The 21,291-nt window shown below is 44.3% G+C and carries 17 protein-coding genes; 2 read left to right on the top strand and 15 right to left on the bottom strand.

The features are described 5' to 3' along the window. Nucleotides 1–154: 154 nt before the first annotated feature. The 4 genes from CCZ37_RS18530 to CCZ37_RS18545 form a co-directional block, all read right to left on the bottom strand. The gene (locus CCZ37_RS18530) at nucleotides 155–1,012 is read right to left on the bottom strand and encodes a hypothetical protein (RefSeq protein ID WP_088733114.1); all 858 of its coding nucleotides are present in this window, start codon (nucleotides 1,010–1,012) and stop codon (nucleotides 155–157) included. Further along, the gene (locus tag CCZ37_RS18535) at nucleotides 1,012–1,875 is read right to left on the bottom strand and encodes an ABC transporter ATP-binding protein (protein WP_094502024.1); all 864 of its coding nucleotides are present in this window, start codon (nucleotides 1,873–1,875) and stop codon (nucleotides 1,012–1,014) included. Before CCZ37_RS18535 ends, CCZ37_RS18530 begins: the two co-directional genes overlap by 1 nt. Next, nucleotides 1,872–2,243, bottom strand: coding sequence for a GntR family transcriptional regulator (locus tag CCZ37_RS18540; protein ID WP_026028428.1), 372 nt, complete (start codon nucleotides 2,241–2,243; stop codon nucleotides 1,872–1,874). The genes CCZ37_RS18535 and CCZ37_RS18540 overlap by 4 nt, the downstream gene beginning before the upstream one ends. Nucleotides 2,244–2,436: 193 nt before the next feature. After that, nucleotides 2,437–4,986 (bottom strand): glycosyl hydrolase family 18 protein, encoded by a 2,550-nt coding sequence (locus CCZ37_RS18545; protein WP_094502026.1) that lies wholly within the window; start codon nucleotides 4,984–4,986, stop codon nucleotides 2,437–2,439. Nucleotides 4,987–5,460: 474 nt separating this feature from the next. Here CCZ37_RS18545 and CCZ37_RS18550 point away from each other — a divergent pair, with 474 nt between their 5' ends. Further along, nucleotides 5,461–6,084, top strand: coding sequence for a DUF2057 family protein (locus CCZ37_RS18550; protein ID WP_208613970.1), 624 nt, complete (start codon nucleotides 5,461–5,463; stop codon nucleotides 6,082–6,084). A gap of 64 nt (nucleotides 6,085–6,148) precedes the next feature. Here the strand turns inward: CCZ37_RS18550 and CCZ37_RS18555 are convergent, their stop codons facing one another. Further along, nucleotides 6,149–7,534 carry an SLC13 family permease gene (locus tag CCZ37_RS18555; RefSeq protein ID WP_094502030.1) on the bottom strand — a complete coding sequence of 462 codons (1,386 nt, stop codon included), beginning with the start codon at nucleotides 7,532–7,534 and terminating at the stop codon, nucleotides 6,149–6,151. A gap of 195 nt (nucleotides 7,535–7,729) precedes the next feature. Further along, nucleotides 7,730–8,587, bottom strand: coding sequence for an alpha/beta fold hydrolase (locus CCZ37_RS18560; protein WP_094502032.1), 858 nt, complete (start codon nucleotides 8,585–8,587; stop codon nucleotides 7,730–7,732). A 273-nt stretch (nucleotides 8,588–8,860) separates the two neighbouring features. On the opposite strand from CCZ37_RS18560, the gene CCZ37_RS18570 reads away from it, so the two are divergent. Beyond that, nucleotides 8,861–9,817, top strand: coding sequence for an AEC family transporter (locus CCZ37_RS18570; protein ID WP_094502034.1), 957 nt, complete (start codon nucleotides 8,861–8,863; stop codon nucleotides 9,815–9,817). 187 nt (nucleotides 9,818–10,004) lie between these two features. Here CCZ37_RS18570 and CCZ37_RS18575 read toward each other — a convergent pair whose 3' ends face one another. The 9 genes from CCZ37_RS18575 to glgB all read right to left on the bottom strand — a co-directional run bounded on the left by CCZ37_RS18575 (nucleotide 10,005) and on the right by glgB (nucleotide 21,151). Continuing rightward, entirely contained in the window at nucleotides 10,005–10,742 is a 738-nt protein-coding gene (locus CCZ37_RS18575; RefSeq protein WP_094502036.1) for a DUF2931 family protein, read from the bottom strand. Between the two features lie 22 nt (nucleotides 10,743–10,764). Beyond that, a complete protein-coding gene (locus CCZ37_RS18580) occupies nucleotides 10,765–11,505 on the bottom strand; it encodes a DUF2931 family protein (protein ID WP_094502038.1) in 741 nt (246 codons plus the stop codon). Nucleotides 11,506–11,527: 22 nt separating this feature from the next. Next, nucleotides 11,528–12,265 carry a DUF2931 family protein gene (locus CCZ37_RS18585; RefSeq protein ID WP_094502040.1) on the bottom strand — a complete coding sequence of 246 codons (738 nt, stop codon included), beginning with the start codon at nucleotides 12,263–12,265 and terminating at the stop codon, nucleotides 11,528–11,530. Nucleotides 12,266–12,287: 22 nt separating this feature from the next. Beyond that, a complete protein-coding gene (locus CCZ37_RS18590; protein ID WP_094502042.1) occupies nucleotides 12,288–13,025 on the bottom strand; it encodes a DUF2931 family protein in 738 nt (245 codons plus the stop codon). Between the two features lies 1 nt (nucleotide 13,026). After that, nucleotides 13,027–15,168: a phospholipase effector Tle1 domain-containing protein gene (locus tag CCZ37_RS18595; protein WP_094502044.1), complete on the bottom strand. Its 2,142-nt coding sequence runs from the start codon at nucleotides 15,166–15,168 to the stop codon at nucleotides 13,027–13,029. Beyond that, on the bottom strand, nucleotides 15,165–15,962 hold the full coding sequence (locus tag CCZ37_RS18600) for a DUF4123 domain-containing protein (RefSeq protein ID WP_094502046.1): 798 nt from the start codon (nucleotides 15,960–15,962) through the stop codon (nucleotides 15,165–15,167). The genes CCZ37_RS18595 and CCZ37_RS18600 overlap by 4 nt, the downstream gene beginning before the upstream one ends. Continuing rightward, nucleotides 15,962–18,010 carry a type VI secretion system Vgr family protein gene (locus CCZ37_RS18605; RefSeq protein WP_094502048.1) on the bottom strand — a complete coding sequence of 683 codons (2,049 nt, stop codon included), beginning with the start codon at nucleotides 18,008–18,010 and terminating at the stop codon, nucleotides 15,962–15,964. Before CCZ37_RS18605 ends, CCZ37_RS18600 begins: the two co-directional genes overlap by 1 nt. 141 nt (nucleotides 18,011–18,151) lie before the next feature. After that, nucleotides 18,152–18,670 carry an Hcp family type VI secretion system effector gene (locus CCZ37_RS18610; protein WP_013857791.1) on the bottom strand — a complete coding sequence of 173 codons (519 nt, stop codon included), beginning with the start codon at nucleotides 18,668–18,670 and terminating at the stop codon, nucleotides 18,152–18,154. Between the two features lie 291 nt (nucleotides 18,671–18,961). Further along, nucleotides 18,962–21,151 carry a 1,4-alpha-glucan branching protein GlgB gene (gene glgB, locus CCZ37_RS18615; RefSeq protein ID WP_094502050.1) on the bottom strand — a complete coding sequence of 730 codons (2,190 nt, stop codon included), beginning with the start codon at nucleotides 21,149–21,151 and terminating at the stop codon, nucleotides 18,962–18,964. Nucleotides 21,152–21,291: the final 140 nt, after the last annotated feature.

Below are 21,291 nucleotides of genomic sequence, written 5' to 3' on the forward strand. Positions count from 1 at the left end.
ATGAGAGTTGATTACTGATCACTTTGGAACTAATTTCTAATTTTGAGTGAATTTTTCTGGTCTAACCTTTTCTATCCTCACCATAGTAACCGCAGGAAGTAGGCGAAAAAAAAGAGAACAAACGCTCTCTTTTTGATTAAGCTTAACCAGAAACTTATCGGGTCAACAGTGACTTCAATGAAAGTTCATCAGTACTATAGAGCTTGTGGCTAATCCAGTAGCTGGCGATACCAATCATGATATACACAAATAAATTACCCCAACCAGCACCTTCGAAAGCCGTGAACATGTTTGAAGAAGTCATTAACTGCAACGGCAAATTGAAAATCGCGTGGTAAAACTCCCCTACAATGTCAGAATTCAGCATAACAATCGAGATCCATTTAAGCGCGAAACCGCCCACGAACATCACAAGGATCGGCGAATTAAATATCTGTGAAATAACTAAAGTAAAGCAGGCCAATGGCAGCATCGTCACAGCAATCACCCACATGATACTGAGGTAATTCAACCAGTGTTGAACGGCATATCCTAGAGAACGTTGTTCAAATAGTAGGGCTAAACGGTTTTCTGTCGCCAAGTTAAGCCCCCACAGCAGAACGTCCGCACAAATGACCAACACGGAACAGATCACAGGGATTACAAATAGACCAAACCCCAGTTTTACTATGTGAGTCATATTGTTCGTCACTGGCATGCTGCGCCAGAACATTGAGCTTCCCTCTTTACGCTCCTTGCGGAATGTTCTGGGGAAATAGAGTGAACTGAGCATTAGCGAAATAAAACCAACAAGCATGATGATAAAGGTGTTGAAATCATCCACAAATTCGATATGGACATCGCTGATGTCGCCACCAAATTCCATCTCAAAAAACAAGTTATGTTGCAGTGTATTGTTCATTAATAAACTGATGAACAATAGGGTTCCGCATACCAATAGAAACAAAGGAATACGCGTAACATTTTTGTTTTCAATCAGCTCTTTTTCAAGCATATAAATACTGGTGTGCATTATGCGTTCTCCTTCTGCAAGGCAAGAAATAGTTCAGCAAGTTTTACACTGTAAATAGAACCAAGCCCTTCAACGACTTGACGGTGTTCTGAAGTCAACAACCACTTTGTTGTTCCCAAGCTTGGCTGAGATGCCAAAGGACGATAGGTTTGGATAACGTCTTGATGTGCGTTACTGGCCTCTAGAACAAAATACTCTTGTGTAATCGCCTCCATTGAGTCTTGCAGCACGACCTTACCTTGCTTCAAGATCAGCACATCCGTTAGCAAATGTTCAATTTCCGATACTTCATGGCTAGCAATAATCAAGGCACGCTCACCATCATGAAACCATTCGAGTAAGTGACGATAGAAGGTATCACGGTAGATTAGGTCCAAGCCAAGAGTTGGCTCATCCAAAATCAGCACTTTGGTATCGGTGGCAATCACAATGGCTAAATGCAGTTGTACTTTCATCCCTTTTGATAAGGTACGAATTTTACTTGATAAACGAATGTTGGTTTGTGCAAGGACTTGCGTGGCCTTGTCTAAGGAGAAACTGGGATGCACGCCTGACGTATAACGCAAAATTTGCTTAACCGTCATCCAATCTGGTAACACATTGACGTCTGAAATGTAGGAAAGATGCGCCATCACTTGCGCATGTTCCGTAATCGGATTTAAGCCTTGGATCAAAATGTCACCTTGATAGTGGTGAGCACCGAGCAACGACTTAATTAAGGTCGACTTGCCCGCACCATTATGTCCGAGCAAACCTAGCACCTGTCCTGCGTAGAGCTTAAAGCTCACATTCTGCAGAGCTTCCGACTCGGCATGCTTTGCGTACTGTTTAGATACACCGTTGACTTCGACGAATGGATTCATTGGTCACCTTCAATATGCTGTTGTAGTTGGTTGATAAAATCCTCAAGCGGCATCGCCAATAGCTTGAGTGTTTGTGCAATTTCTGGGATCTGTTGCTCTAAAAAGTGCTGCTTTTGTTTCGCCTGTAATTGCGCTAGCGCTCCTTTCGCGACATACATACCTTGACCTCGTCTTTTTTCAACAATGCCTTCGTCAACAAGCAGTTGATAGCCTTTCATGACAGTTAAGTGATTGATTTTCATATCTGCCGAAACGGTTCTTACCGAAGGCAACGCACTATCTTCTAGCCAAATACCTTGTAGGATCTGCTCGGTAATTTTGTCGGCTAGCTGACGGAATATGGGTTGGTTATCTTGCCAATCTGTCACAATTTCATACCGATATAGTGTTATACACATATATAACACTAAAGCAAAAATATTGAATTGCAAGTGATGAATGAAAAAACATAGAAAAACGCACAAAAAAGCCTCGTGTTAGAACGAGGCTTGAAGTCATTGTTTGCAATAAAAAGTTTATTAAACCCGTTAGCTTATTGAGGTAGCTGGTTTATTAAAGCAATCAGCTTGTTGGGCAACTCGCAGGACCAATCTCTTTCCATACTCCCCACACACCCGTAGTCGATGGGTTTTCGCCAGTTGTCCACCACTTGGCTTCCCATACTTTACCTGCCCAAGAAACTTGTTGACCGCCAGTATAAACCGCTGATTTATCCCACAAGTTGCTACAAATGTCACCACCACCAGAATCTTTCTTCGCCACGATAACCGATGCACTTGCAGAGGCTACCGCTTTACCATCACTGACAGTGACAATGAAGCTTAGCGTGGTGTCTTGTGTATACTCAGGAGCAACAAACGAAACACTCGCACCTTGAATAGTTGCATTTAGGCCTGCAGGTACATCCCACACGAAAGTTAAGGTGTCTTGATCGACATCACTTGAAGCGGAAGCGTCCACCACCACAACCTCACCAGCACTGGCATTGCTTGGCGCAGTCATCACCGCCACTGGTGGCGTGTTCACAGGCTCAGTTGCTTTAGGTTTGACCGTTACAGTAACGACATCAGAAGCCGTTGCGCCTTTGTTATCTGTGACCGTCAACTTGAACGTCAGCGTTTGTACTTGTGTCACTTCGGCCGCGTCAAAACTGGCTTGTGCAGAATTAGCGTTTACTAAGCTCACTTCCGTGCCCGCCGTTTGCTGCCACACGTAACTGACAATAGTACCATCACTGTCTTTTGATGCACCGCCATCAAGAACAACACTCACCGGACCGACCACCGATTGATCAACACCTGCATTTGCAGTGGGCACACGGTTCGCAGGGGGTGTAGTACCTCCTCCTGCTAAGCTTTCATGCATCGCATTTAGGATGTCACCATTATCAGCGTCAATCTCCCAAGAGAACAACCCGGCCAAACCAAGGTTTCGAGCATAGGCGCCCTTGGCTTTGATTGAACGGTTATCGTCAAAAGTAACCAGTTGGCCCGTTGTACGATTCCAAACCCAAGCTGCTTCAGCTTGTACATCGTATCCATATTCAAAGCCATTAATACCGGTATTATTAGCCCCTAACATGAATGATTTGATGCCTTTATAGTCAATCACACCCGCTTCCCACACACCTTGCGCGGAAGTGCCTTTCAATTTTCCGTTACCTACCCCTGTCATCGGATCGGTTGGATCACTTAATGAAGCCGGCATCACCCCTTCCCAGCCACGGCCATACATAGCCCCACCTAAGACTAACTTATTAGCAGGGACACCCTGTGCTAGCAGTAACTGGATACCGTTATCCGCCGTATAAGCTGGGCCTTTATAAGGTTCGCCATTTTCATCTACTCCTTTCCCATCACACTGACCAGGGCGCATGAATGATCCGCAGTAAAGCGCGGTTTGGTGGCCTAATACGTTATTCCAACCGCCATAAAAGTCATAAGTCATGGCAAAGATGTAATCCATATATTGAATGGCTTCGCCATAATTAACATCTTCAATCTTGTCATGACCAACACCGATTGCTGACGTGAGCTCATAAGTACGACCAGTTTCCGATTGCAATTCATCAAGCATGGCACGCAGTTCACGCATTAACGCAATGTACGCAGGGCCATCATTGACTGGGTCACCGCGATCCGCTGCTTGACCACCTCCTCCAGGATATTCCCAGTCGATATCAACACCGTCGTAGAATTTCCAAGTGGTTAGGAATTTCTTCACTGAAGCAACAAAAGTATCGCGATTGGCCTTGTTGGTAAAATCAAAAAATGGGTCAGAGAGTGTCCAGCCACCAATAGAAGGAAGGATCTTGAGGTCTGGATTACGCTGTTTGAGCGCCATCAACATGGCATAGTTGCCCTTGATCGGAGAGCTGTATTGGTGACCCGCTTGCGGGAAACTCTTTTGATAGGCCGCCCAAGGGTCATGGATCACCACTTCGTAATCATTCACCCCATTACATGCGGTCATCAACGCGTTGTAGCTGTTTCCACCAACGGATTTCAATGATTCGTTAGGGCCACAAATTGGAATGAAGCCGTATAGAATATGCGTCAGATTATCAGCCGGGATGTTATCCACGGTATATTTCCGGTCATAGATGCCCCACTCAACAAAGTAGGTTCCAACCACCGTATCTTTATCGGTCGTGTAAGTCTTGTTATTGGGATCAATATTCATCACCAAAGGTTTGAGATGCGATCCATCGGTATCGGCAATCGTTATCTCAACAGGTGCACTTTTGCTGCAACCAGTCGCATCGCAAGCTTCGATTGCCATTTGGTAAACCCCACCTTGTGCATAACTGAAGTTTGCGGTGGTTTGGCTGCTTGTGATTGGGCCTGTCGCGACCTGCGCGCCATCAAAGTAGATTTTATAAGTGTTGCCTGTTGTACCACTCCATTGGTTGAACTTAACGGCAATCGGCGCTTGATCATAATATTTGACCATTTGGTTATAACCAGCCGTGCTTTCCATGGCTAATTCAACTTTAGAAAACTGTAGATTATTCGACCCATAGACATCGACGCTGGGAGCTGCGGGAGCTGCTATTGCTGTACCCGAAAGAGCCATTGCAATACTTGCGGCGCACAAAGTAATACGATTCATACCTATATCTCTCATTTCTGAATGTTTCACTTACATTTAAGCAAGCTGCTCTTCTGATAAGGCATTGAAGAACATCCATTTCAGTATTTACGCGACTTATTTTTTTTAACAAAAAAATAAAAATACTTTTCGAGTCATCATTAAAATATTGTTATGGGGATTCAGCGTGTTACATCTTAAAAGCAATTCTGAGTCAGGAATTCAGAATTTTGACAAAGCAAAGCAGGTAAGTTTAATTTTTTACGCTAATTAAGGCCGTTGAAGAAGACTGAATGGCATAATTTAAAATTAAGAGAATGACATTATCACGTGACTAACGATCTGATAATATTGACGAATGCATGACGCATGCCTCGCACTAAAGATGTTACATTTCAATGAAAATTAGTCACTTATGCCGTTGAGAGCTTGCTTTTACAACCAACTATCGGCAACCTCTACTCTATTGCTTGCAAGGATAAAATAATGAACCTAATTAAACCGACTTTATGTACATTAACCATGATCTTTAGTGCCTCTGTATTGGCTAATATCACTCTTGAAATTCCAGACACCATTAACTTATTAGCGGTGAATGGTCAGAAACCCGAAACCTCTGGTAGCCTATTTTCCTCAGCGAAAAACCTTGAACTGGCCGATGGTGAACAACAAATCGTCTTCAAATACGCGCCCTATTTTACACAAGGGAAGGATCGCGTGATTATCGAAAGCGATGCCGTCATTGCCACCTTCACCGCAAAGAATGCAAAACTGAATTTTGCCATGCCTGAATATCGTGATGCGCATCGAGCAGAGAAAGAGATTAAAACGATGCAATGGTCACTGATTGACCAAGCAGGCCAAACACTAGAGATAAAGCAAGATCGCCTTCTTAAAGAAGGGTATCAAGTAGGCCGTGACTATATCCGCGAAGCAAATGACTATAATCGTGCAGGGGGTATTGCGGCTATTGGCATGACGGATGTTGCTATGCTGCAAAATGAACTAGCTCAGTCAGGAAATGTACAAAACGCCGCCGAAGAAATGCTGCATTTTTGGTACAACAAGGCTGATGAGAAAACGAAAGCACGCTTTAAAGAATTCGTTAACCAACAGTAATAACATCTCAATATGAGCTCTCTGAATTGAGAGCTCATTAGTATTGAAGTGGTTTGTGCTTAGCTTACCAGAACAGCATCGCAATCATGGTCAGCAAGCCAATACAAGCAATATTTAACATCATACCCACTCGCATCATCTCACTTTGCTTAATGTGTCCAGAGGCAAACACTATCGCATTGGGTGGCGTCGCAACGGGCAACATAAATGCACAAGAAGCCGCAATAGCAATCAATACAGATAGAATCACGGGTGAGATACCAAAGGCTTCAGCAACACTGGCAAACACCGGAATAAGCAGCGCTGCACTGGCTGTATTACTCGCGAATTCCGTTAGGAACACCACGAAAACAGCAATCACGAATACAATAAAGAACAGACCTAAATGAGAGATCAGGGCACTTAGTTCATTGGCTAGGAAAACGCTGGTTCCCGTTTGCTTAAGTACGTTGCTCAAGCAAATACCGCCACCAAACAGCAGTAATACTCCCCAATCTGCCGTTTTTTCTACATCTTTCCAGTGCACCACTCGGGCAAAATTGACCAAAACAATCGCACCCAGCGCAACCAGAGTATCAAAGCTCGCAAAACCACCTAGCATAGCATTGACTGGTTTGCTGAAGATCCAGCAAAACACCGTCAAAACGAAAATAGCAAGCGTCACTAATTTACCTTTATCCCAAGTAACAGGTTCGTAATTGAGTTCAAATTCACCGTTAAGATCAGGTTTCAATGCAAAATATAAAATCGTAATCGCAACCGGCAGCATAATTGCCGCCGTTGGAGCACCAAATTTCATCCAATCTGTAAATGAAAGACCAACCTCAGCCGCGGCAATCGCGTTAGGAGGGCTTCCTACGATGGTGGCAATACCACCAATACTGGCGCTGTAAGCAATACCTAACAGCACAAAAACATAGGTCGAATGACCACGGTCTTTATCCACTTTGCTGAGTACACCAAGCACCAGCGGTAGCATCATCGCGGCGGTGGCGGTGTTACTGATCCACATTGAAAGCGCGGCAGTCACACCAAACAACATGAATACCGCAACGCTCATTTTTCCGCGCGCCATGATAAGAACTTTATCGGCAATAACTTTGTCCAGACCCTGCCGATGCATAGCAGCGGCCAATGCAAAACCACCTAAAAATAGGAAGATAATCGAGTTAGCAAAGTTATTCAGCGCCGTTTGGGTGTTAAAAACACCAAAAACGATGGCCATAATAGGCACAAGAATGGCAGTAACCGTTACATGCAAAGCTTCCGTGAGCCAGAGCACAGCAATGAATGCCAGCATACTGATACCTAAAGCAACATTAGGATCAACGGGTAAGCCTTTGTATAAAACAAAAAACAACACAATATCGGCTAGGATGATAAGGCTGTTACGGTTAAATAACCATTCTCGGGTGTTAGAGGGTAAAGGGACACTATCATTTCTATTCATTATTATTTTTCCTTATGAGGGCCTAGTGGCAACAATATGATCACACATATTCAAACAAGGAGATAATAATCATTGCGAAATTGTTAACTTTATCAAAACTGCAGTTAACAATTTAACACTTTGAAATAAATGAAAAACGATCGGTTAATAACTATCCGTCCATTAAGAGCTCCAAATGAGCTTAAAACGAACACCTTAGCATGGTATTCCTGCCAACAAATCAAATCCGTACTTAACTTGTTCACCTTTCATCACACGTCCATGTCCTTGGTTTTGGGTGGTAATAAGTGACACTTTCTCGATTTCTTCCGCAGCTCGCTTTGACACAGAATATTTGGTGAACTTATCATTCTCATCGTGAACAATGACGCTGCGAGATTGACGCTGAGCAAGCTTATGGTAAGGATCGATAGATTGAATGGGATAACGATATTGATCGGCAACTTCCGCAACGACGGCCTCAAATAAGCGCATCGAATAGCCAGATCTTGCCACACTGCTGAATAAGTTATCCAAATAATCCAGCACGGGCGCGACCAATAGCATGGGACAATGCTCAATTTTATGATGTCGGCACTCTAATGCGGCGGCCGTCCCCATACTGTGTCCAACGATACCAGCAACATTGTCAATACTATCGAGTATCGCTTCCAACCCTCCAACAAACGCAGGAATGTGACCATACACGCCCTCACTTTGGCCATGTGCTGGGTGATCATAAGCTAATGCCGTATAACCACGTGCCGCAATATGCTCCATCAGTGGATAAAACTGACTGGCCGTGCCAGACCAACCATGAGTCAATAACCAAATGGGACCACTTCCGAGTTGATAAGTCGTCAGTGCCCCTTCGCCACACATTACACGGCCAGTTTTCAGGCCAATTGGCGGCTGATTTTGAGGCTTACTTCTTGCCGGAGTCAACAATACATTTCGTGCAACTTTTTTGGCATGTGACGGTGCAAGCGTGTGATGAAGACGAGTGCTCATATTGACCAATGTACGTTTCACACTGAATGTGTTTGAGGTGCTGAAATAGATTTTTTCACTCACTGAGTTGCCCTTCCTCTTAATAAAATAGAACGTTCGTACTAATTCTAATTAAAAGTTTTTGATTTTATTAAGTATTTTATTTGGTTAAATAAAATTGCATCTGCGCTGTTGCAGCGCTCGTTCTTCTCGTCGCCAATCAGGCGAGCCGGCGTAATAACACGCTCAGTAAACACAGAATGGGCATGCTCTAATACTGCAATTTGCAAATTTGATTTTGCAAAATGAGGAACTGTGGAAGAATAGCAACGCTATGAGCAACTTCAATGGATTGATATGACAACGATTATCGAACAACTTTTGTTTTCGGCCTCAATTACAGGGCCTATCTGTTTGATGTTAGTACTGGGCGTTGTACTCAAGCGAACGGGGGTTATCAACGACAATTTCATCGATGTCGCGTCACGAATCGTATTCCAAGTCACCTTACCAGCCATGCTATTTCTTAGCATCGTCAAATCACAGCACGATTTTTCTTCCAGTGCAGCACTGGTCGGCTATGGACTACTCGCTAATTTCCTATTTTTTCTTTTCACGACGTTTTTCACCAAAAAAGCGTTCCCACAACATCTGGATCACGGCGTGATCATCCAAGGCGGGTTTCGTGCAAATACCGCCATTATCGCTTTGGCTTATGTCGCAAATACTTATGGCGAACCAGGGCTAGCATTAGCGGCGATGTACGTTGCCGCAACCACTATCCTTTATAATATTCAAGCGGTGATAACACTCACGCCGAAAGGGGAAAGTTCAGGGCTCAAAGCCGCTGGAGTGATTGCCAAAACACTCACCAAAAACCCACTAATTATTGGTATTCTACTCGGTGTTTTATGCTATTCCTTATCCCTTCCAATCCCGAAAATGGTCACTGATGCTGGCCAATACTTTGCCAATATGACACTACCATTAGCACTACTGTGTACTGGCGGCTCACTCAATATAGGTTCACTCAGAAGCGACAAATCACCGGCTTGGTTTGCCACTGCCCATAAGCTGATTCTCGCCCCGATATTGATCACATCGGGTGCGTTACTTTTTGGCTTTCGCGGGTTAGATCTCGGGCTAGTCTTTTTGATGAGTGCATCCCCTACCGCTGCGGCCAGTTATGTTATGGCAAGAGCAATGGGAGGAAATGCAACCTTAGCGGCCAACATCATTGCATTGACGACCGTATTTTCACTGTTTACTTGTACACTAGGCATCTTCCTGCTCGCGTCTCTGAACTTAATCTAGAAATCAGGTAAACCACACGCTCTGCAACATTTAAAAGTTACGCAGAAAATTACCTGCAGCTAAAGATCACCCCACTCAGCTTTAAATAGTATCCTTAAACCCAAGAGTTGGTTAAAGAAAGATAAAGAATATTCATCTTGTAATGCGACAAGGCTATTCAGGTCACTATTATCATTCAAAGCGCTATCTACTGTTGGAGTGTCTTAATCTCCTGGGCCGAGTACACCTTATTCACTTTATCCCAAGGAATCGGGTAAATTGATACACCGGCATCTTTTGCACGTTGGTGAATACGCCCTAAATAAGAAGCCTCTTTATATGTGTCAGCTGTAAAACCATTACTATCGCGATCCATGACTTTATCTGGTGCTAATTCAGTTAAATAGATAATTTCACCACAGCCTCTTAGCCAAATCTTGGCTTGCCCATTGGGCAGTAAACCAAACACGAATTCGGTGCGATAGCAAACATTACCCAATGAACCATCTCGATTTTGGTAAAGACTTTTTCTTGCCATCAAACTTTTAACGTCTTCAGATACAGTATATTTGGTGACATAAAACTGGGTGTTAATAAGTGAAACCCAATACAAGTAAAGAGCATCGGGTGGTAGCTTAATTTGTACTACCTGCTTTTTCTGGTTCATTGCATAATCTTGGATTGGTAACCCGAAGCCATCATAGCTAGGAAGCTCTTTTTTGATATTTTCAAATGCACTGATCCTCATAAACTGAGAAAATGTATGTAAAGGGGATGTCCAATCTTGCGCATCGTTCACCCCATAGGCTTGAGTAACTCTAGCAGGGTAAAAAGAGGGCATTGAAACGCTAACGCTCCATGCCGTTTCCGGTATCGACCCAGCATACGATGAGCAAGCATTCAACAATGCCGTAATTAGCAAAACAGATATACTTTTCAAATACATTCTACTTTCAGGTCAAAAATGTCTAATTAAGAGATTTGATCTCTTCCATTGAATACACCTTATTTACTTTATCCCAAGGAATAGGGTCAATTGATACACCTGCGTCTTTTGCGCGTTGTTGTATACGCTCTAATGAAGAACCAGACTGCTTATACTTCTCTGCCCCAAAACCATGGCTATCACGATCCATGACCTTATCTGGTGCTAATTCAGTTAAATAGATAATTTCACCACAACCTCTTAACCAAACTTTGGCTTGCCCATTGGGCAGTAAACCAAACACGAATTCGGTTCGATAACAAACATTACCCAACGAACCATCTCGATTTTGGTAAAGACTTTTTTGCGCCATCAAACTTTTCACGTCTTCAGATACAGTATATTTGGTGACATAAAACTGGGTGTTAATAAGTGAAACCCAATACAAATAAAGAGTATCGGGTGGCAGCTTAATTCGCATGACCTGATCACCTCGTCGATTCATCGCAAAGGGATGTATTGGTAATCCAAAACCATCATAGCTAGGAAGCTCTTTTTTGATATTCTCAAATGCACTGATCCTCATAAACTGAGAAAAAGTATGTAAAGGGGATGTCCAATCTTGCGTATCGTTCACCCCATAGGCTTGAGTCACTCTGACAGGGTAAAAAGAGGGCATTGAAACGCTAACGCTCCATGCCGTTTCCGGTATCGACCCAGCATACGATGAGCAAGCACTTAACAATATCGTGATCAGCAAAACAGATACACTTTTGAAATACATTTTACGTTCTGATCAAAGATTGTTAATTAAGAGATTTGATCTCTTCCATTGAATACACCTTATTTACTTTATCCCAAGGAATCGGGTCAATTAATACACCGGCATCTTTTGCGCGTTGGTGAATACGCTCTAAATAAGAAGCCTCTTTATATGTGTCAGCTGTAAAACCATTACTATCACGATCCATGACTTTATCTGGTGCTAATTCAGCTAGATATACGGTCTCGCCACAACCTCTTAGCCAAACTTTGGCTTGCCCATTTGGCAGTAACCCAAAGACAAAGTCCGTGCGATAGCAGGGATTGACAACAAAACCATTAGCTCGAGTATAGCTGTCTTGTTTTGCCATAAGTTGCTTTATAGACTCTGGCACAATATATTTCGTGACATAAAATTGAGTATTTACTAGCGAAACCCAATATAAATAAACACTATCTGGCAAGTGATTCGTACCACCTATTTGGTATCGACTTGTTATACTTATGGCATGAAGAGGAAGACCAAAACCATCATAGTTAGGCAGCTTTTTACGCGCGTTACTTAACTCACTATTACTAAAAGATTGCGGTGTAAAACTATGCAGCAATGATGTCCAATTTTCATTTTCATTTACCCCATACGCCTGAGTAACTTTAACAGGGTAAAAAGAGGGCATAGAGACGCTAACGCTCCATGCCTTCTCTGGTATTGGCCCCGCATACGGTGAACAAGCATTTAACAATGCCGTGATCAACAAAACAGATACATTTTTGAAATACATTTTACGTTCTGATCAAAGATTGTTAATTAAGAGGTTTGATCTCTTCCATTGAATACACCTTATTTACTTTATCCCAAGGAATCGGGTCAATTAATACACCTGCGTCTTTTGCGCGTTGTTGTATATCATTTAGTAAAGAACCCTGTTTATATCTTTCTTCATCAAACCCATTACTATCACGATCCAATACTCTATCCGGTCCCAGCTCAGCTAAATAGATGATTTCACCACAGCCTCTTAGCCAAACCTTGGCTTGTCCATTGGGCAGTAAACCGAACACGAATTCGGTGCGATAACAAACATTACCCAATGAACCATCTCGATTTTGGTAAAGACTTTTTCTTGCCATCAAACTTTTAACGTCTTCAGATACAGTATATTTGGTGACATAAAACTGGGTATTAATAAGTGAAACCCAATACAAGTAAAGAGTATCAGGTGGTAGCTTAATTCGCATGACCTGATCACCTCGTCGATTCATTGCGAAGGGATGTATTGGTAATCCAAAACCATCATAGTCAGGAAGTTCTTTTTTGATATTTTCAAATGCACTGATCCTCATAAACTGAGAAAATGTATGTAAAGGGGATGTCCAATCTTGCGCATCGTTCACCCCATAGGCTTGAGTAACACTGACAGGATAAAAAGTGGGCATAGAGATACTAACACTCCATGGCGTCTCCGGTATCGACCCAGCATACGATGAGCAAGCATTCAACAATGCCGTAATTAGCAAAACAGATATACTTTTCAAATACATTCTACTTTCCTTTTTCGCATGGATAGCTGGCGCGCTTATAGCAACCTTTACTTTCATCCCAAAGCGGTTTAAGTGCAAAACTATCATCTGACGAGTGGTGAAATACGTTTAACTGCATCAACTCTTGTTTACGTTTTTCATCAAACTCACTCTCTAACTTGGCATACTGTCCTTGCTTTGCCATATCCAGTACTTTTTGATTGAAAACCTTAAAGCTGGCAGCTAAACCATTTATGGTTAGCTCTGGAAAATCTCTTACTGTGTAATAAATCGCATAAGGATCCGGAACATGCCAAATCTTGCCATCATAATCCTCAAGAGGAACACCATGAAACTCAGCTAGACCATACATTAATCTGAGGTATAAACGAGAGAGTTCACCTTCCACTTTTCGCTGTATGTAAAGGCGACCGACCACTCTTCCGCCCTCTTTTTTACCATGATTAATACACTCAATTTCTGGCTCTACATAGTCATTCTCCTGCCAACCAGTGGCTAAATCACGCTGTTTATACTCAGCCAGCTTTCTTCTCACGTATTGCTCGGCGCGATCCTTATCCCAGCGGTCAGAGAAAGAGCGGCTCGCACGCTTCACCAACTTTTTTTCTAAGATCGGCAAGAGATAATCACTCTTGTTGTAGCTCAGGCGTGAATGGTAACCGCCACCAATATCGGAATGGGCTCCAGGAAGGACAAATTCATGAAAATGCGCCACCGAATCAACAGAGTTAAGATGGTTGAGGCTAAAGTTATAGCGGCACTCAATGGTAGGATCGGCGGTTAAGTGAACAGCACGCCGAACGCGCTGAGGATCAATCCATAACCTCACATCACCATTGTCATGATGAGTTGAAAAATCAAAAGAGAGTAGGTCAACCACAGAAGCGACGGTATCAAACAGGCCTGCAAAAGTAATCTCACAGCTGGCTTTAGCCTCATCCGCTTCATTCCAATCAAACCCATAAGCTAAAGGAATACCGATCTTTTGGCACGCCTTGCTAAACGCCTGAGCAAACTCGCCCTGCTCGCCACCCAAAACCACATTAATAAAATGTCTTGCAGCAGCAGCTCCACGGCTAAAGCCAAATACATCAAACTGCAATTTATTAAAACCGTCAACGATATTCGACTGTGCGTTAGCAAAGGTAGATTTCAATTCCATAATTGATGTTGAAAGCTGATCTATAGAAGTACTAACTTTAGCAGTCACACCATATTTACCTATCCCAGCCCCCTGCCCAAAAATTTCCGATTCATCAGCCGGAGCAATATTTGTACTATTCCCCGTACCAATTCCGGTCATATATTCAGAAAGAAAATAGGTTTCTTTATCGTTCGAGAATTCTTTATTTATATAGCGTTCAAACAACTTCTGTACATTGGTTAGCTCATTAGTAGCGCTGCCTGCCACTGTCTCTACTTCGCCTTCATCATTTTTAAATAAGGAGATAAAGAAATTGTCTTTTTTAGGATAATCAAAACACTCGCTCGATAAGTGAGTAGCAGGAATGTCGTTTTTAAGCCGCCCTGTTTTTCTGGAAATAATGTCGCAATCAACCTTGTATTTCATTTTCCATGTTTGATAGTAATTTTCTAACTGAGTTTTCCCCCACTGCGCACTGTAGCTATTATTGGCTGTGCCATCAAAAAACATCCCTATCCGCAAAGTAATAAAGTTAAATCCTCTCACTTTAAGAACATAACTTTTATCTGTCAGTAATTTACAAGCATCCGCTTGACCTTTTTGGTGTCTTACTGGCAAAGCATATTCAGGCGCTAATTCGGTTAGATCGCCAGTAGTCACATTTACAAAGCTAGCACTATTTCCTAAATGGTCTTGGTATTGCTTGGCAAAATCTAAAGTGGGGTCAGCTTCATTATTGGGTTTTCGCCGCTTACCTTGAGCCTCTCTTAGCCATTGATCAGCATCGAGAGTTAGCGTCACCGGGCCGGGGGCAAGCGTTTTAAGCAAGATAGGCGCTTCACCTAATACGACGGGAAATTCATGCTTTGCAGAGTCAGTGATAGTACCAGTGATGCCTTCAAATGGCTTATTGAACTCATCACGGATGATAATTTCAATCCAATGCGTTCGATTTTCACACGGCGCACAAAAAGGGCTAACTCCTGTTGTACTTCTCATTGCCAGCTCTCCTTAATGGCCTTTAACTCTTTCAATTCATCCAATGTTAAATGTAAAGGATGGGATAAATCATCAAGCGCGGTATCGGTTGCAGTGACGAGCGCAACTAACGCATGCTGCTCTGCGACCTCATAGCTATTTTGCTTTTCTAATGCTGATTGCAAGGCTGATAATATCGTCTGCTGCGGTGATTCTAAGCGTTGCAAAAGATGCGGCAGTAGCTCCCACCAACGTCTTTCTAAGGAATTGGCATGAACATTTACGTTGTACAAAGGCGCTAGGTGGTGAGGTAACATCTTCCACCAAGTCCCGTGACGAAGCACAAATTCACTGCATGAGGTATTACTGAAGGTAATGAGAGCGTCTTCTTTATGGTGATCAATCGCCACCAATTGGTTGATGTTGCCTAAAAAGTGATTCACCTCGGCTTCATCCATCGCTCGTAGTATGGGAATAATCACATCACGATCGTAAAAATGAAACATCACTTCTGCGCCATCTAATGCGGCAACTAATAAGCTTCTAAGATGATCCAAAACTTCTTGTGTATTTACCGAGCTTGACAGCACGAGTCCCTGCTCAAGAAGCGATTCAGGCAACTGCAAAACCATATCCGTTACAGGAATTAACCACGGCGATAGCGGCATAACTGAGTCAAACATGGAGCCATAAAATAAAGGCACGGCTTCCTCAAATCCAAAACCACCATTTTGCGCTAAAGCAAGCTGGTGAAGTTTATGATCAACAAGCCAATAGGGGTTATCCACCTGCTTTTCAAACCATGACGTTAACATTAAACGTCCCCTTTAAGTGGACACACATTTACTGCTGGCAACTTTGCCTCTCCAGCTTGCAGCAGCGCTTGGTAAAGGATGGTTTGAGGTGGCGCGGGGGATTTTTGCAGTTCAAGCTCACCAGGTAATAACGGTAAATCACCACTAAAGCCACTGCCACTGCCCGCACTGCCGCCTGAGTTTAAATTAACGCCCGCACCAGAAAGGTGAACACCAGCAGGATCGACTTTGACAAAACTGCCGCCGGCTGTCACGGTAATTTCAGATCCCGCTTCGATCACCACTTTTTGTCCAGCTTTGATGTGGATTTCATCTCCACTTTCATTAGTCCAAACTTGCCCTGATTTTACGTGCAAGGAACCATCGACCATTAATATACAGCTACCCTTAACCGATTCGCGGCTTTCGCCCTCTACCGTGAGGTGGTGGTTATGTTTAACGTGCGTAAGCTGGTCGTTATCCACCGTGAGGTGCTGGTCGTGCTTGATGTGCGCCGTGGCGTCATTGAGCACCAAGGCGTCTAAGTCTTTTTGCGCGTGTAGGTAGATTTTCTCTTGCGCCGCTTGGTCTTCAAAACTCAGCTCGTTAAACCCTTGCCCTTGGTGCGTTTCACTGCGCAGCACGGTTTTGGTTTTGTTATCCGGTAGTGTGTAGGGCGCTTTGTTGGTGGCATGGTAGGTACGGCCTGTCACTATCGGTTGGTCTGGGTCGCCGTTAAGAAACGAGACGATGACTTCATGACCAATGCGCGGAATGGCTATCATGCCATATTGGCTGCCAGCCCAACCTTGTGAGACGCGCACCCAGCACGAGCTGTGCTCATCGCCGTTGGAATATCTGTCCCACGGGAAATGCAGTTTGACGCGGCCATGTTCGTCGCAGAAGATTTCTTCGCCATCAGGGCCCACGACTAACGCCATGCAAGGGCCATCCACTTGAGGTTTGGCTTGCGGTGTAGCACGCCACGTGACATCGGCAGGAATGAGCGTGAATTGGTTGCTGTACGTGGTCGCGCCACTGCCGCCCTCTTCTTCCAATGCTTGTGGCTGACGCCCTTGGTGATGCACTTGCACTACAACCCAATCGCGGTTCGCGCTGTCGTCAAGGTGCTCTTGTAAGTCGAACTTTGTGCCCGCTTGCAGGCCAGGATGGTTACTTTTTCCGCTCGCGGTACGCGCTTCTCGTCGTAGGTACTCTAAGCGAATTTGATTAAAGGCTTTGCCGCTAACGTCGTCTTTAAAGCGACCCGGTGCATCAAAGTGCTCGTAGGTCGCTTGCTGGTAATCCATATCGCGCCCTTGCGCTTGCTGAGCAAACGAGTAGCTCGGCTTTTTAAAGCTGTAATCTTGCAGCGCGCTGTGGCTCACTTCGGTTTGGCTGTGTTGCGTTAATTGCGAGACATAAGGGCTCTCCATCACGCCACCCGCAAGGACGTTGTAAGGGATAGGCGTTTCTCGCTTTATCAGGCTTTGGCTGTCGTCACTGAAAAAGAGGGTGTGTTTCCCCTCTTCGTGAATGAAGTGATACACCAAGCCCTCTTCGGCGGCTAAGCGGTGCAAGAAGTCGATATCCGTCTCACGGTACTGCACGCAGAATTCACGCTGAGCACACTCACGCTTCAGCGAGAAGGCGTAGTCGTTAATGCCCATTTCTTGCAGTACGATGGAGAGGATTTCGGGAACGGTTTTGAGCTGGAAGATGCGGCTGTTTTGGCGCAGTGATAACCGCTCTAATGCTGGGACTAAGGTCAGTGAGTAAAAGGTGTGGTGATGGCCAATATCGCCTTTACTGAACTGGCGCACAATGCCGTGCACGCGCTGCACGACAAGGCCATCACGCAGCATCTCAAGCTGAGCGGTTTTGTCCACCAGCTCCAGCGCCGTTAAGCCAGATTGGCGACTGGCCAGTTTTATCTCATAGCGAAAACCGTAGCAGCGCTGGCCCGCCTGCGCGCTATCAGACAGCGATTCCACGCCTTGGTATTCACGCACCACTAACGTGTCGTCTACCAAACCCTCCACGGTGAGCCTAAAACTTAACCTTGCCATTTTTTTCCCTTCCACATTTGAATGTCGAAAAACCTTAAGCTCAATACATAACTAGGCTACGTACTGAGCTTAAGGTTTTGGTGTGGGTCACTCACCCCAAGGACATGAAACACGAGTGAGCGACCCAAAAACTAAGCGTGATTACGCTTCAACAGGCTTGCGCCAGTCGTCAGAGCCTGAAGTACCCGCATTCACGTGATCCCACAGGATTTTACGGTAAGACATAGAAACCGTAACGTTTTGTGTGAAGTCGCCGTTCGCTGGATCTTGGCAATGTGGCATTTCACAGTGGATATCAACGATAGAGGCACTTTCAAGTTTAGTGGTGAAGAAGTTCTCTTGTTTACCTTCGATAGAAGTGCGGTACCATTTTAGCTCAACCGATTTCATCTTCTCGCCAGACGCCAACGCGTTATAAAGAAGAGGAACCGCTTTATTTAGCGCAACGGTAAATTTGAATGGTTTGTGAACACGTTGACCAGAAGGCTGACCAGATTGTGGGTCAGTCGGTACAGTCACAACGTGGTCAAACATTTGAACCAACATTTGATCTTCATGACCTTCAACGAACGCATCGCCGATAGAGTCAGTAGAAAGAGCGCCTGCAGTAATCAGACCCTGAGTTTCGCCTTCAATAGAGATATAACATGGAGTTGGCATTGCAAATTCCTTACTTTAAATGATGAATGGTATGAAACAAGTTCACTCGTCATACAGCAAAGTCAGTGCCAACTTCATCACCCTTTAAAATCAACAACTTAAAAAACCAGCACTCTTGCTTGAGCAAAAACCTGCCCAGAGTGAGCAAAATATTGCTTCGATGGGTAAAAACTTACCCTCACGCGGAGACAGACAGACGGAAAAATCCCGATTCACACTGTAAATCGGGATTTTGATATTGAGACTGCACAAGAAACCATTCAACTCATTAAATTGCAATGGGATTGGCAACTATACCCTTGTCTCTATCTTATAGAAGAGAGTTGCCAGTGGCGGTACACAGACCAAAATAGATTGGTCTAAACCCTCACTCTCAACGTTTTCAGTCACTATGCTATTTTTGACTTCAAAACCGCTACCGTCATAGTGTCTATCATCCGTATTAAGCAGTAATTGATACTCACCTTTGGCAGGCATACCTAAACGAAAAGCTTGGTGAGGAACAGGGGTGAAATTGGTGATAATTAAAATACGTTCACCGCCGTCACTCATGCGCTCATGCGCAAGAATGCTCGCATCGGCCGCATCTTGTAAGCGCCACTCAAAGCCACGAGGTTCACTGTCTAACTCAAAAAGTGCAGGCTCGGCTTGATACATCTTATTGAGATCTCGCGTTAAATTCTGCACTCCTTGATGGCGTTCAAACTGCAATAAGAACCACTGAAGTTGGTCATCATGATTCCATTCTGCCGTTTGACCAAATTCAGTGCCCATGAAGTTGAGTTTTTTACCCGGCTGGCCATACATGTAACCCATATAAGCACGCAAGTTTGCCGTTTGTTGCCACTCATCGCCGGGCATTTTGTTGTGGATCGAACCCTTGCCGTACACCACTTCATCGTGCGATAGCGACAACACATAGTTTTCACTGTGTGCATAGACTAACGGGAAGGTGATGACGTTGTGATGGTATTTGCGATGGACGGGATCTTCTTTTATATAGGCCAAACTGTCGTGCATCCAGCCCATATTCCATTTGAAACCAAAGCCTAAGCCGCCCATAAAGGTTGGCGCTGAAACGCCGGGAAAAGCTGTTGATTCTTCAGCAATGGTCATAGCATTCGGGAAGTGTTTGTACACTTCTTCGTTCATCCACTTTAAGGTGGCAATCGCATCGTAATTTTCTCTGCCGCCATCCACATTTGGGATCCATTGATCATGGCTGCGTGAGTAGTCGAGATAGAGCATCGAAGCAACGGCGTCTACTCGAATGCCATCGATATGGAACTGTTCAAACCAATATAACGCATTCGAGACTAAGAAACGGCGCACATGTTCGCGGCCAAGGTCATAAATATACGAACTCCAATCTTGATGCCAACCACGGCGCGGATCAGGATCATGGAATAAAGGGGTGCCATCAAAATTGGCTAAGCCATGACTATCGGCAGGAAAATGTGCGGGAACCCAATCGAGCACCACACCAAGGCCAGCTTGGTGGCACTGATCCACGAAATATTTAAAATCATCGGGCGTACCGAAACGGCTCGTTGGCGCAAATAATCCAACGGGTTGATAACCCCAAGAGCCATAGAATGGGTGCTCAGACACGGGCATAAGCTCTACATGGGTATAGCCTAAATCCACCAAATAAGGCACCAGTTGATCAGCCAGCTCACGATAATTTAAAAATTCCCCCGCCGAATTACGACGCCAAGAGCCTACGTGCAACTCATAGAAAGAGAGCGCTTGCTTGCGCTTTTCGGTGATGGGGCGAGCTTGCCACGAACGGTCTTGCCATTCATAGCGACGATGATCGTATGTTACCGAGGCAAATGAAGGGTACTGCTCAGCATAGTGACCCCAAGGATCGGCTTTATGCGGTAACCCTTCACCATGAGGCCCTTTCAATTCAAATTTGTATTGCGTACCTTCGGGTAAGTTGGGCATGAAAATCCCCCAAATACCGTAATCAAGGCGCTGCATTGGATTACGACGTCCATCCCATTGATTAAATGCGCCAATCAAACTGCACGCTTTTGCATGCGGTGCGTAGACTAAAAAACGGATACCTGAGATTTGTTTACCACCACGTTCCATGGTCACGAACTGCGAACCCATGTGGTGATACATCGATTTCGGCGTATGTAAATCATCATACTCGGCGTACAAGCCATGGTACTGATATGGGTCATCGATGAGTTGCTCGACACCAGCCCAATCGACCGCCAATTGGTAGTGGGTAAAACGTAAATCAATATCTGATTTTAGGATGAAACCCGACTCATCTTCACGCTCAAGCAGAATGCGGGGTTGATTTTCCACCACCAGCTCAACTTTTTCGGCACCCGGCACCCAAACGCGTAGCGAACCTTGATCGGGTGCGAGGTAAGGGCCTAAAAATGAGAATGGATCTGTAAATGATGCATGGGAAAGTTGGCTATATGCCTGCTTTAGCTTTGAAAGCTTTTTTGTTTTCATATCCCTACTCCTAACCTAACTTTCTTTAAACGTATAAAAATGCCCGCTAAAATGGCGGGCATACTAGCGAAGTTCAGTGTACCGAACTCTGCTGTTACATTGAGTGACCTAGACTAAAATTCTTCATGCCATGATTAAGA

It is taken from the genome of Vibrio qinghaiensis, assembly GCF_002257545.1.
GTDB classification, from domain to species: domain Bacteria; phylum Pseudomonadota; class Gammaproteobacteria; order Enterobacterales; family Vibrionaceae; genus Vibrio; species Vibrio ordalii.